10 protein-coding genes and 1 pseudogene are annotated in these 12957 nt (G+C 68.3%); 3 read left to right on the top strand and 8 right to left on the bottom strand.

All coding sequences use genetic code 11. The features are described 5' to 3' along the window. The first annotated feature begins 30 nt into the window (after positions 1-30). The gene (locus tag ACIBH2_RS05865) at positions 31-495 is read left to right on the top strand and encodes a B-4DMT family transporter (protein WP_397113905.1); all 465 of its coding nucleotides are present in this window, start codon (positions 31-33) and stop codon (positions 493-495) included. 67 nt (positions 496-562) lie between these two features. Here the strand turns inward: ACIBH2_RS05865 and katG are convergent, their stop codons facing one another. The 3 genes from katG to ACIBH2_RS05850 all read right to left on the bottom strand — a co-directional run bounded on the left by katG (position 563) and on the right by ACIBH2_RS05850 (position 4322). Then, complete coding sequence (katG, locus tag ACIBH2_RS05860) at positions 563-2788, bottom strand: catalase/peroxidase HPI (RefSeq protein ID WP_397113903.1); 2226 nt, start codon at positions 2786-2788, stop codon at positions 563-565. Between the two features lie 35 nt (positions 2789-2823). Continuing rightward, positions 2824-3234, bottom strand: coding sequence for a Fur family transcriptional regulator (locus ACIBH2_RS05855; protein ID WP_397116830.1), 411 nt, complete (start codon positions 3232-3234; stop codon positions 2824-2826). A 74-nt stretch (positions 3235-3308) separates the two neighbouring features. Beyond that, entirely contained in the window at positions 3309-4322 is a 1014-nt protein-coding gene (locus ACIBH2_RS05850; RefSeq protein WP_397113901.1) for an AraC family transcriptional regulator, read from the bottom strand. Between the two features lie 114 nt (positions 4323-4436). Between ACIBH2_RS05850 and ACIBH2_RS05845 the strand changes: the two genes are divergently transcribed. Continuing rightward, positions 4437-5306: an SDR family oxidoreductase gene (locus ACIBH2_RS05845; protein ID WP_397113899.1), complete on the top strand. Its 870-nt coding sequence runs from the start codon at positions 4437-4439 to the stop codon at positions 5304-5306. Beyond that, positions 5303-6802, top strand: coding sequence for a flavin-containing monooxygenase (locus ACIBH2_RS05840; RefSeq protein ID WP_397113897.1), 1500 nt, complete (start codon positions 5303-5305; stop codon positions 6800-6802). Before ACIBH2_RS05845 ends, ACIBH2_RS05840 begins: the two co-directional genes overlap by 4 nt. Before the next feature lie 8 nt (positions 6803-6810). On the opposite strand, the gene ACIBH2_RS05835 is transcribed toward ACIBH2_RS05840, so the two are convergent. The 5 genes and pseudogenes from ACIBH2_RS05835 to aroC all read right to left on the bottom strand — a co-directional run bounded on the left by ACIBH2_RS05835 (position 6811) and on the right by aroC (position 12907). Then, positions 6811-8070, bottom strand: coding sequence for a hypothetical protein (locus ACIBH2_RS05835; protein ID WP_397113895.1), 1260 nt, complete (start codon positions 8068-8070; stop codon positions 6811-6813). A 79-nt stretch (positions 8071-8149) separates the two neighbouring features. Next, positions 8150-8902: an alpha/beta hydrolase gene (locus ACIBH2_RS05830; RefSeq protein ID WP_397113893.1), complete on the bottom strand. Its 753-nt coding sequence runs from the start codon at positions 8900-8902 to the stop codon at positions 8150-8152. A gap of 188 nt (positions 8903-9090) precedes the next feature. Further along, on the bottom strand, positions 9091-10209 hold the full coding sequence (aroB, locus tag ACIBH2_RS05825; RefSeq protein ID WP_397113891.1) for a 3-dehydroquinate synthase: 1119 nt from the start codon (positions 10207-10209) through the stop codon (positions 9091-9093). Between the two features lie 920 nt (positions 10210-11129). Beyond that, positions 11130-11609: pseudogene (locus ACIBH2_RS05820) on the bottom strand (shikimate kinase); the annotation flags it as partial. A 92-nt stretch (positions 11610-11701) separates the two neighbouring features. Further along, positions 11702-12907, bottom strand: coding sequence for a chorismate synthase (aroC, locus tag ACIBH2_RS05815; protein WP_397113889.1), 1206 nt, complete (start codon positions 12905-12907; stop codon positions 11702-11704). Positions 12908-12957: the final 50 nt, after the last annotated feature.

The following is a 12957-nucleotide window of genomic DNA, read 5'->3' as shown; positions in this document are numbered from 1 at the left end:
GGCGGAGCCGGACAGGTTAGGGTGATCGACATGAATGCGTGGGTGTTGCGCGCCGTAGGCCTCGGAGCGCTGACCGTAGTGCTCCGGACCGTGCTCGGCTTCGCCATGGTGGACTGGCCGACCCAAGGCTCCTGGATGCGCCCGTTGGGCCTGCTCGTCCTGGTGGCCGCCGTCGTCGCGTGGGGTGTGCTGGACGGCCGCGCGGACGAGCGTTCCGGCGCGAACGCCGACCTCACCATGCGCTGGCTGAAGGCCGGTCTGGCGGGCGGTATCGGTGCGGGCGCGGTGGCCTGGATCCTCGACTTCCTCCCGAAGTTCGACCTCGGCGACAACGGCTTCCTGTTCGAGATCACCGCGGGCGCGTCGTTCATCGTGCTGCTCATCTTCATTCCGGGCGTTATCGGCGTGACCGTCGGCCGCTTCCTGGTCCGCCGCGAAGCCAAGGGCAAGGACAACGCGGCGCCGAGCCTGAAGAAGGAACCCGCCGCGGCCTGAGCCCGGTCCACGAACACACGGTGCCGCATCCCCGATGGGGATGCGGCACCGTTGTTTTCGCGGGAGGTCAGGCGAGATCGAACCGGTCGTTGTTCACGACCTTGACCCAGGCGGCCACGAAGTCGTTCACGAACCGGGCCTGGGCATCGCGCTGCGCGTACACCTCGGCGATCGCGCGCAACTGCGAGTGCGAGCCGAAGACGAGGTCGTTGGCGGTGGCCGTCCACTTGCGCTGACCGGAGGCCCGGTCGACGCCCTCGAAGACGTTCTCCGCCGACTCCGACGGCTTCCACTCGGTGTTCATATCGAGCAGATTGACGAAGAAGTCGGTGGTCAACGCGCCCGGCCGATCGGTGAAGACACCGTGTTCGCTGCCACCGTAATTCGCGCCGAGCGCACGCAGGCCGCCGATCAGGACCGTCAATTCCGGAGCCGTCACATCGAGCATGTAGGCCCGCTCGAGCAGCAGCCGCTCCAGCGGGGCCTTCTCACCGACGCGCACGTAGTTGCGGAAACCGTCGGCGCGCGGTTCGAGCACCGCGAAGGAGTCCACATCGGTGTTGGCCTGCGTGGCATCGGTGCGGCCGGGGGCGAACGGCACCGTGATGTCGTGGCCCGCGTCCTTGGCCGCCTTCTCGATGGCGGCGGATCCGGCCAGGATGATCAGGTCGGCGAGCGAGACCTTCTTGCCGCCGGATGCCGAGCCGTTGAAGTCCTGCTGGATCTGTTCGAGGACCGGCAGCACCTTGGCCAGTTCGGCGGGTTCGTTGACCTCCCAGTTCTTCTGGGGCTCGAGCCGAATCCGAGCGCCGTTCGCGCCGCCGCGCTTGTCGGTGCTGCGGAAGCTCGCGGCCGACGCCCACGCGGTCTTGACCAGCTGCGCGGTCGACAGGCCGGACTCGAGAATCTTGGCCTTGAGCGCCGCGATGTCCTGGTCGTCGACGAGGGCGTGATCGACCGCGGGCACCGGGTCCTGCCACAGCTGCGGTTCGGGCACCCAGGGTCCCAGGTAGCGGCTGATCGGTCCCATATCGCGGTGCAGCAGCTTGTACCAGGCCTTGGCGAAGGCCTCGGCGAGCTCCTCGGGATGCTCCAGCCAGCGGCTGGTGATCTCCCGGTAGATCGGGTCCTCGCGCAGCGCCAGGTCGGTGGTGAGCATGGTCGGGGTGCGCGCCGGTCCGCCGAACGGGTCGGGGATGGTGCCCTCGCCGCCCTTGGCCTGCCACTGCCACGCCCCGGCGGGGCTCTTGGTCAGCTCCCATTCGAAGCCGTAGAGATTCTGCAGAAAACCGTTGCCCCACTTGGTCGGAGTGGAGGTCCAGACGACCTCGAGACCGCTGGTGATGGCGTCCTTGCCCTTACCGCTGCCGAAGGAGCTCTTCCACCCCAGGCCCTGCTGTTCGATCGGTGCGGCTTCGGGTTCGGGGCCGACCAGATCGGCGTCACCCGCACCGTGGGTCTTGCCGAAGCTGTGGCCGCCGACGATGAGCGCGGCGGTCTCCTCGTCGTTCATCGCCATGCGCGCGAAGGTTTCTCGAATGTCGCGGGCGGCGGCGATCGGGTCCGGACGGCCGTTGGGGCCCTCGGGATTCACGTAGATCAGGCCCATCTGGACCGCGCCGAGCGGATTCGACAGCTCGCGGTCGCCGCTGTAGCGCTCATCGCCGAGCCAGGTGTCCTCCGGACCCCAGAACACCTCCTCCGGCTCCCAGATGTCGGGGCGGCCGAAGCCGAATCCGAAGGTCTTGAAGCCCATCGACTCGAGGGCCACGTTTCCGGCGAACACCAGCAGGTCGGCCCAGGAGATCTTGGTGCCGTACTTCTGCTTCACCGGCCACAGCAGGCGTCGGGCCTTGTCCAGATTGGCATTGTCGGGCCAGCTGTTGAGCGGCGCGAACCGCTGCGCGCCCTGCCCGCCGCCGCCGCGTCCGTCGGCGATGCGGTAGGTGCCCGCCGCATGCCAGCTCATCCGGATGAACAGGCCGCCGTAGTTGCCGTAGTCGGCGGGCCACCAGTCCTGCGAATCGGTCAGCACCGCGGCGACATCGGCCTTGAGCGCCTCGACATCGAGGGACTGGAATTCCTTGGCGTAGTCGAAATTCTCGCCGAGCGGATTGGCCTTGGACGAGTGGGCGTGCAGCACCGAGACGTCGATCTGCTCCGGCCACCAGTCCTTGTTGGTGCGCGGACGGTGGTCGGTCTTGGGTGTCGGCGAGGGGATCGCCGGGTTCTCGCTCTCGCTCTCGCTGCGAGTCTCGGTGTCAGGAGTGGGTGGGCGGCTATCGGAGGTCACGATATTCCTTTCCTGAATGGTGGTGCGGGCTGCGATCAGGTCTGTGGTGCGCTGGCGGCGGCGCAGTCGGGGCACCGTCCCCAGTAGATGACCTCGGCCTCGTCGATCGCGAAGCCGTGGGTGTCGGAGGCGGTGAGGCAGGGCGCTTCGCCGACCGCGCAGTCGACGTCGGCGATGGCCCCGCAGTCGCGGCAGACGACGTGATGGTGGTTGTCGCCGACTCGCGACTCGTACCGCGCCACCGAACCGGAGGGCTGAATACACCGAATGAGTCCCGCGGCGGTGAGGGTGTGCAGTGAGTCGTACACCGCCTGGTGCGAGACCGCCGAGAGTCGGGCTCGGACGGCGCGAATGATCGAATCGGTATCGGCGTGCGGGTTGTCGTGCACCGCGCCCAGCACCGCGACCCGTGGTGCTGTCACGCGCAGCGAAACTCCCCGCAGCATCTGCTGGAATTCCGTGGCCGTAGGCACGTCCGAGAGTCTTGTCCGTTGTCTGGAACGAGTCAAGGGTCAGGGGGTTATCGGCGGGCCCTGGCGAAGCGGCCCGGGGTGGTGCCGGTCCAGCGGGTGAAGGCGTGGGTGAAGCTGGAGGCGTCGGCGTACCCGAGGCGCTGGGCGACGTCTTCCACCGTGGTGCCGATGGTGAGCAGCTCCTCGGCCAGCAGTTGGCGCGTCTCGGTGGCCAGGTCCCGGAAGGAGATGCCCTCGGCGTCGAGGCGGCGGCGCAGGGTGCGCACGCTCATGCGCAGTTGGGCCGCGATCTCCTCCTGACTGGTGGCCACGCCGTGGGTGAGCAGCGCGGCGCGCACCCGGGCCGCAGTGCCCTGGCGTTCGCGGCGGCGCTGCATGATGTCGACGGCCTGCTGCTCGGCCACCGCGGCGGCATGCGGATTCGCCTGGGGCATGGGCAGATTCAGGATCTCGTCGGTCATGGTGATGCGGGTGACCGGTGCGTCGTAGACCGGTTCGACGCCGATCAGCTCGGTGAACATATCGGCGTATGCCGGTGCGGGGCAGGACAGTTCGACCATGCTGGGCGAGACCGGGGCCCCGAACACCTCGCGGTCGACGGTGATCAGTTCGGCGATATCGCGTTCGAGCAGGAAGGTGCGCACATCGTCGGGGAGGCCGGAGTAGTCGACGACGGCGACGGCGGTGTCGCCGTTGTGTTCGTCGAAACGCCAGCGGCCGAACGAGTAGGCGATGTCCATGTACTCCACGCCCACTCGCCAGGCGTGGCGCACCGTCGGGCTGCTGAGCACCGCGAACGCCCAAATCCCATGGGAGTACAGGTGATAGCGCTGGCCCGCCTGGAGTCCGAGGCCCGGGATGTCGCCCAGCGCGGTCACGAGGTTGCGCACCACGTGCAGCTCCTGGCGGGCGCGGATCTCCGCGCGCGGATTCTCCAGGTCGGCGGGCGTGATCCCGGAGCCGCGCAGGCATTGCGCGAGGGTCAGGCCGTGTTCGGTGCCGAGTTCGACCAGAAGGGCCGCGCTCATGGTCGAGCGGGGCAGGTTCAGCCGATCGGTCATGTGCCGATCGTCACGGATTTGGCCGCGATGATCAAGTTTTGGCCGCGGCCCACATGGTCGCCGGGTGGTTGCGTGCCTAGCCTGGTCACACACCACACAGGCAAGGACTCGATGATGAGTAGTGATGTTCACGGCGCGCGGGTGGCGATCACCGGCGGGGCGAGAGGGATCGGCCGGGCGACCGCGGAAGCCTTTCTGGCGGCGGGGGCGAGTGTCGCGATCGGCGATATCGACGCCGAGGAGGTGGTGAGAACCGCTGCGGCGCTGTCGGAGTCGTTCGGCTGCCCGGTGGTCGGAGTACCGCTCGACGTGACCGACGCGCAGTCGTTCGAGACCTTCCTCGACACCGTCGAAGCGCGACTGGGCGGACTCGACACGTTGGTCAACAATGCGGGCATCATGCCGACGGGGCGATTCCTGGACGAGCCGCTGGAGGTGGCCGACCGGACGATCGACATCAATCTGCGGGGTGTGCTCATCGGGTCGAAACTGGCCGGGCGGCGGTTCGCGCTCGAGGGCCGCGGTCACATCGTCAATGTCGCCTCGATATTGGGCGTGGTCGGCACACCCGGTGTGGCGACGTACTGCGCCTCGAAGTTCGCGGTGGTCGGCATGAGCGCGGCGCTGCACCAGGAACTCGCGGAGCACGGGGTCGCGGTGTCCACCATCTGCCCGGCGTTCGTGAATACCGAACTGATCGCGGGATTGACGCCGAATTGGCTGGCCCGGCGCATCGGGTTCGTCGAGCCCGGCGACGTGGCGCGGGCGGTGGTGGCCGCGGTGGCGAGCGGGCGCGGTGGACGACGGGTGATTCCCGCGCTCACCGGGGCGGCGGCGCGGGTGCTGACGCCGCTGCCGGAGAACCTGGCCAATCGCATCGGCCGTCTGCTCGGTACGCACGACACCATCGGCAAGGCCGATACCGCCGTGCGGGCGGCATACCTGAATCGTGTCGAGGGATCGAAGGGGCGGAACATCGCATGAGCGCGACCGAGAAGACCGGCGGCGCGGGGATATCCGTCGCGATCATCGGCGCTGGCTTCGGCGGCTTGGCCGCGGCCATCGAACTGGAGCGCCACGGCATCGGCGAGTACACCGTCTTCGAACGCGGCGACGGCGTGGGCGGCGTGTGGCGGGCCAACCACTATCCGGGCGCGGCCTGCGATGTGCCGTCGCCGACCTACTCGTACTCCTTCGAACTGGAGTCGGAGTGGTCGCAGCGGTTCGGCACGCACGGCGAGATTCGCGCCTACTTGGAGCGGTGCGCGGTCAAATACGGTGTCGCGCCGAAGGTTCGGACCAATACCGAGGTGGTCGCCGCGAGTTTCGACGAGGCCAGCGGGCGCTGGGAGGTGGAGCTGGCCGGTGGTGAGCGGCACTGGTTCGACGCGCTGATCTGCGCGACCGGCCAGCTGTCGCTGCCCAAGATTCCGGCGATCGACGGATTGGATACCTTCGCGGGCAAGAACTTTCACTCCGCGGAGTGGGACGATTCGGTGGATCTCACCGGCAAGCGCGTGGCGGTGGTGGGCAGTGGGGCCAGCGCCATCCAGCTCGTCCCGGCCATTGTCGACCGGGTGGGGGAGCTGCATGTCGTTCAGCGCTCCCCGAACTGGGTGGCCAACAAGTGGAATCACAAGACCAACCCGCGTATGCGCTGGCTGATTCGCACGGTGCCCGGTCTGGCTCGCGCCCAGCACAATCTGGAGTGGCTGTGGTACGAGACGCGTGTTCCGATCATCTTCAACGCCTTCGATCCGTTGCGCGGCGTACTGCACGCCTGGCTGCACTGGAAGATCCGCCGCGAGATCCGCGACCCCGAACTGCGCCGCAAGGTCACCCCGGACTACAAGGTCGGCTGTAACCGGGTGCTGCTGTCCAACGACTGGTATCCGGCCCTGGATCGCGACCACGCCGAGGTGCACACCGAAGGTGTTGCGCGGGTGCGGGAATCGGGCCTGGAACTCACCGACGGCACGGTGGTCGACGCCGATGTGATCATCTGGTGCACCGGCTTCGCGGCCGCCGATTACCTCGCCCCGATCGATATCACCGGGCGCGACGGTCGCACACTGCGCACCGAGTGGAAGTCGGGGCCGGAATCCTATCTGGGCCTGACGGTGTCGGGATATCCGAACCTGTTCATGATGTTCGGGCCCAATACCGGGTCGCTCACCAACACCATCATCTTCCTGTTGGAGAAGCAGGCGCGCTACGCCCGGCTCGCGCTCGAACACAGTGCCCGCACCGGTACCTGGCTCGACGTGCGCCGTGAGATCCAGGACGCCTTCAACCGGAAGCTGCAACGGCGTTTGGCCGCAACGGTATTCACCAGCGGCTGCCCCGGCTGGTACCACACCGAGACCGGCAAAGTGTTCGCGGTCTGGCCCGGCTCGCACATCGCGTATGCCCGAGCCACCGCCCGCGTCGACCTGTCCGAGTACGAAACCGGGCCGCGCACTGGCGAACCGGTGTCCTGACGGGATCGCTAGGTCAGATCGAGAGCGGTGACGGTTTCGGCGGTGAGGTCGATGCGGGCGAACCAGGTCATCGGTTGTGTCGACGTGGGAGAGATTGCCTCGTAGGTGGCTTCGAGGTCGATATGGCGTAGGCCATCGACCTCGGCCGCCACGAAGCGAAACTCGTACCAGCTGAGGGCCGAGCCGGTCGGCGCGTGCAGTTCGGTGCCGTCGCGGCTGCCGTTCGCCTGTCCGGCCACCGAACCGGTGTGCAGGCCCCGGATCAGAATCGCCACCGCGGCATAGACTTCCAGCCCGCTCGCGGTCGTCAGCCGCTCGGCCGGATACCGCCGGTTCCAGGCCGCCGGATCGGCGAGTTCGACTTCGTGCAGCGGCCTCGCGATCAGACGGTGCGGCGCTTCCGGATGAGGTGCGGCCGTGCTGCACCCTGTCCGGCCACGCAGCAGCGGGTGCACCGTCACGAAGACCGACGTGGGGAGCCCGGAACCGGGTGCCGCGCCGGTCGACCAATGCGATTGCCGGTACAGGTCGTTCCCGGTCCGGAGCCCGACGAGCGTGGCGGCCTCCGCGCCGTCGATCGTGACGCACAGCGGCGAGTACCCGCCGCCGCCGAGGCGACGTTGGGTGAGTGGCGTGTCGAGTGGCCATGCGGCGGGGGAGTCGAGTTCCTTGTCTTGTTCCGGCGTCGCCGGGGCGAGGTCGATATCGAGCGCGGTCGGTGTGTACGGTGCGCGGCGTTGAGTGGTGAGGCGTTCGTCGTCGGGCAAGGTCCGCAGCCGGTGGATCACCTCCGACAGTGTGCGCCGTTCGCCGGTGCCGGACGGTTGGCTGGACCTCAGGTCCACGCCGTAGACCGAGACGCCGACCGGTGCGTCGAAGTTCGCGTACACGAAGGTGATGGGCAGGTCGGTCACGTTGAGTTCGGGGTAACTGGCGTCGTTGAACGCGATATCGCTGAACCACGCGCGGACCTGTTCGATACCCTCGCCGGTGAGCTTTGCCGAGTAGACACCGAATTCGCTCTGCTGGGCGGTGGCCTTCACCGTGGTGAAAACCGTGCCGTCGCGCCGCAATTCGAAGAAGGGGACGCGCGATTCACCGGCCCTGTCGCCGTTCAATACGATCGCCGAATCGTCCACCGCCACCAGAATGTCCGAATCACGCGCCGCGGGGGGATCGTTCTCACCCCGTCCGGACGGCTCGTCGCACGCGGCGATCAGGAACGCCGCGAGCAGTGCCGCGACGAGAACGATGGAGCGACAAGCCATATCCGAACCTCACGCGTTCGTTCGATGGCAACCAGGGTAGCGGCGACCGGCGCGGGCCGGTCGCCGAAACCTGTTCACCTCACGCGGCGCTCACGCCCCCGAGGTGCCGGGCGAAGAACCGGGTGTCTACTCCGCCATCCCTCGGCACCTGGTGATGCCCGCCCGGGAAGGCATGCAGCACTTTGTTTTCCGAGGCGAAAGCGCCGAACAGTTCGAGACCGAACTCGCGGGGGATCTCCTGGTCGTCCCACGGGAGCAGGTACTCGATCGGCACGGTGACGCGTTTGGCCGCTTCCAGGAGGTCGTCGTGCGCGGAGGCCCAACCGAACATGGCCGCGGTGATTCTGGGTTCGTTTGCCGTCAGCGGGATTCCGATCGCACTGGACAGCGACATGCCGACGTAGCCGATCGGCGCACCCGCACCGATGTCGGGCAGTGACTGCAAGGCGTCGATGGTGGCCCGCCATTCCGGGACCGCGCGTTCGGCCACGCAGGCGCAGTAGTCGGCGAGGATGCGGCCGAACGACGGATCGCCATCGGCTCGCGCCCGGCGGAATCCGTCGATCAGGTGGTTGTCCCGCGCGGTTCGGGGCCGGTCGCCGTGGCCGGGTATGTCGATGGTGGCGACATGGAAGCCGTCGGTGGTGACCGACGCGTGGGCGCGGGCCACATGGATCGGAGCCTTCTTGTCCATACCGGCGGGATGCCCGGACAGCAGCAGCGGCGCACCGTCGGCGGCGGATTCCGGTGACCACAGCACACCGGTGATGTCGCCCAGGGTGAAAGTGCGTTCGATGACACCGTTCGACGATGTCTCGGAGATGACGTGCATGGCAGTGCCTTTCGGGAGTGCTTCTCAGGCGCTCCCGGCGACACCTACCTCGATCGCCCGACCGTGCACACGAGTGGGAGCACCCACATGGTTGCAGCGTTCATGGGTCTCACCTCCTCGCGTGACGTCACGGTCGGGGACACACTATCGAGTCGGACGCGAGCGCGTCCAACCATTTTCGGAACGGCTCAGAGGAGAATCGCTCCGCCGCCGGGGTTCTCGTTGCGGGCGACCGCCGAGTAGGCGGCCGCGAGCAGGCTCGGATCCGGCCCTTCGAGGCGGCCGGGCTTGGCGAGGCCGTCGAGGACCACGAAACGCAGTACGCCCGACTGAGTCTTCTTGTCGGTCTGCATGGACTTGAGCAGATCGGGGAGCGCCTCGGCGTCATAGCTGATGGGCAGGCCGATGCTGGCGAGAATGGCGGCGTGGCGATCGGCGGTGGCATCGTCGAGGCGGCCCGCGAGACGGCCCAGTTCGGCCGCGAACACGAGACCGACCGAGACGGCCGCGCCGTGCCGCCACCGGTAGCGCTCGCGGCGTTCGATGGCGTGGCCGAGCGTATGCCCGTAGTTGAGGATTTCGCGGAGGTCGGATTCCTTGAGGTCGGCGGCGACCACATCGGCCTTGACCTGGATGGCGCGGCGGATCAGCTCCGGCAGCACCTCGCCGGTGGGGTCGAGGGCGGCCTCCGGATCGCGTTCGATCAGGTCGAGAATGACGGGGTCGGCGATGAAACCGGCCTTGATGATCTCGGCCATGCCCGCGATGATCTCGTTGCGCGGCACGGTCTCCAGGGTCGCCAGATCGACCAGGACGGCGGACGGTTCGTGGAACGATCCGACGAGGTTCTTGCCCGCCTCGGTATTGATGCCGGTCTTGCCGCCCACGGCCGCGTCGACCATGGCCAACAGGGTGGTCGGCACGTGCACGATGCTCACACCGCGCATCCAGGTGGCGGCGACGAAACCCGCGAGGTCGGTGGCCGCGCCACCGCCCAGGCTCACGACGACATCCTTGCGGGTCAGCCCGATTCGCCCGAGCACCTCCCAGCAGAAGCCCGCGACCTGCAGATCCTTACCGGCCTCCGCATCCGGAATCTCCACCCGGTGCGCGTCGATCCCCTTGTCCACCAACGCCTTGCGCACCACCTCTGCCGTCTCGGCCAACGGCGGCTGATAGAAGATGGCGACGGTCCGCACCCCGGACTTCTCGGTGACCTGATCCACCAGATCCCCCAACAGTCCACGCCCGATAATCACCGGATACGGGTCCGCGGTACGAACGTCGATACGGGTCGGCTCGCTCATCAGTGCAGCTCCGATTCTTCTCGTGCGGGTGGTACCGCTGATCGCTGTTCATCCCCCTGCTCACCACGCAACCGACGGGCCCGAGCCCGCCGAGCGCGAGCGCGCCGAGACCGCCCGGGGGAGGGGTTCGCGGCGGACTCCTCGCCCGCCCCGGCCGAGCCCCTCTGTCCGCCGCCAGGATTCGCGTCGCCGCGACCAGCATCCTCACGACTGCTGCCCGCGGCCAGTCCGCCGTGCTCGGAATTTGTCCCGGTGCTGTCCGGACCGAAGCTGTCGCGCTCGGCGTTCGGGTCGCTCTGGGGCGTAACGGCACCAGCGACGGCGGTCTCGTCCGACGCGACGCCTCTCGGCGGAGAGTTACGCGAAACCCGTTCTGCTGCCGTGGAATTCGGGTCGGCCGGACCGGTGGGGCGCGTCGCGCGGCGCGAGCGGCCGCGTCGACCGGCGGATCGACTCGCTGAGCCTGATTTGTCCGGAGCGGCGACGGGAACACCAGCTGTGGTGGAGGGCGACCGCGGTGTGTCGGCCGACGTTGCTCCGTCGGTTGTTTCGGTCGAGACGGGTTGCGTGTCGGTGTTTCCCACTGCGGCTTGCGACGCCGACTCGCCACCACGGCGGCGGCGCGAGCGGCGGCTGCGGCGTTTGCGTTTGGGCGGATCGCCACCGGCGTTGTCGGTGTCTTGGCGTGCTGCGCTTCCACGCTGTGGGGTGTCCGTCGTGCTCGTGGTGACCGTGACGGCGGCGGGGGCGGCATTCGACGAATCCGTCTCTGTGGCAGTGGGATTCGTGTCGCTTCGCGTTTGCGCGTCGCCGCGACCACGTCCGCGGCGACGGCGGCGGGAGCGGGATTTGCCGCTGGCGGCCGGGGTTTCGGATGTGCTGGGGGTCGAGTCCTCGGGGCGCTCGGTCGGTTCGATGCCGAGTTTGGCGAGGATCATGCGGACGACGCGGCCGGGGGAGCGGCCGTCGGTGCGTACCCGGATGGTCGCCACCTCGCGGTAGAGGGGGCGGCGGATCTTCATGAGTTCGCGGTACTTCTTGGCGGGGTCGTCACCCGCCAGCAGCGGGCGGTTGGTGCTCGCGCCGGTGCGGCGGAGCCCTTCGCCCACACTGATTTCCAGGTAGATGACGGTGTGGCCGCGCAGCACCTCGCGGGTGGCGGCGGACAGCACGGAGCCACCGCCCAAGGAGATGACGCCGCGGTGGGTGCGCACGGCGTCGCGCACCACCTGTTCCTCGATGCGGCGGAACTCCGGTTCGCCGTGCTCGGCGAAGATCTCCGGAATGGTGCGTCCGGTCTGCTCCTCGATTCCGGCATCGGTGTCGTAGAGGTCGACGCCGAGTTCACGCGCGAGTTTGCGGCCGATGGTCGATTTGCCCGCACCGGGCGGCCCGACCAGTACTACCGAGACCGCCCGCTCGTCGTTCTCGACTGTCGCGTCCGCATCCGCCGGGGTCGGTGACTCCACCCCCGACGGACCGGTCTCATCGGTCACCGCGGCGTGGCGCCCGGAATATGCGGCCGGGCATTGATGCGCTTCAGGTAGCTGTTGAGATTGTCGACGGTCTCGGTCAGCGAGTCGCCGCCGAACTTCTCCAGCGCCGCCTGCGCCACCACCAGCGCGACCATGGCCTCGGCCACCACACCGGCGGCGGGCACGGCGCACACATCCGAACGCTGATGAATGGCGACCGCCTCGTCACCGGTGGACATATCGACGGTGGACAGCGCCCTCGGCACGGTGGAGATCGGCTTCATGGCGGCGCGCACCCGCAGCGGCTCGCCATTGGTCATACCGCCCTCGAGTCCGCCCGCGCGATTGGTGGAGCGCAGCACGCCGTCGGGGCCGGGCTTCATCTCGTCGTGGGCCTGGCTGCCGCGGCGGCGCGCGGTCTCGAACCCGTCACCGACCTCGACACCCTTGATGGCCTGAATGCCCATGAGCGCGGCGGCGAGTCGCGAATCCAACCGGTCGGCACCGCTGATGAACGATCCCAGGCCGACGGGCAGCCCCTCGATCACGACCTCGACCACGCCACCGAGGGTGTCGCCATCCTTCTTCGCCGCCTCGATCTCGGCGATCATGGCCGCCTCGGCGTCCTTGTCGAAGGCCCGCACCGGGCTCTCGTCGATCGCCGCCAGATCCGACGCCGACGGCACCACACCCGTGGTGTTGGCGGCCCCGCCGATGGAGATCACATGCGAGATCACCTCGACGCCGAGCGCCTGGCGCAGGAACTGCTTGGCCACGGTGCCCGCCGCCACGCGCGCGGCGGTCTCACGCGCACTCGCGCGCTCGAGCACCGGACGCGCGTCGTCGAAGCCGTACTTGAGCATGCCCGAGTAGTCGGCGTGGCCGGGCCGCGGCCGGGTGAGCGGCGCGTTGCGCGCCAACTCGGCCAGCTCGGCCTCGTCGACCGGATCGGCCGACATGACCTGGGTCCACTTGGGCCATTCGGAGTTGCCCACCTCGATGGCGACCGGTCCGCCCATGGTCTTGCCGTGGCGCACACCGCCGATCATGGTGACCGCGTCGGCCTCGAACTTCATGCGCGCGCCGCGGCCGTAGCCGAGTCGGCGGCGCGCCAGCTGCGCGGCAATGTCGGCGGAGGTCACCTCGACACCGGCCACCATTCCCTCGAGAATGGTGACAAGAGCGGGACCATGGGATTCTCCGGCAGTTATCCAGCGCAACACGGCTCCTATCTTTCCATGCGAATACGGTCGCTCCGACACGCAGGTCCGGC

Source organism: Nocardia sp. NPDC050406 (assembly GCF_044459025.1).
In the GTDB taxonomy this organism is placed as follows: Bacteria; Actinomycetota; Actinomycetes; order Mycobacteriales; family Mycobacteriaceae; genus Nocardia.
The sequence above is the reverse complement of the archived record's forward strand: the minus strand, read 5'-3'. Positions and strand labels throughout refer to the sequence as shown.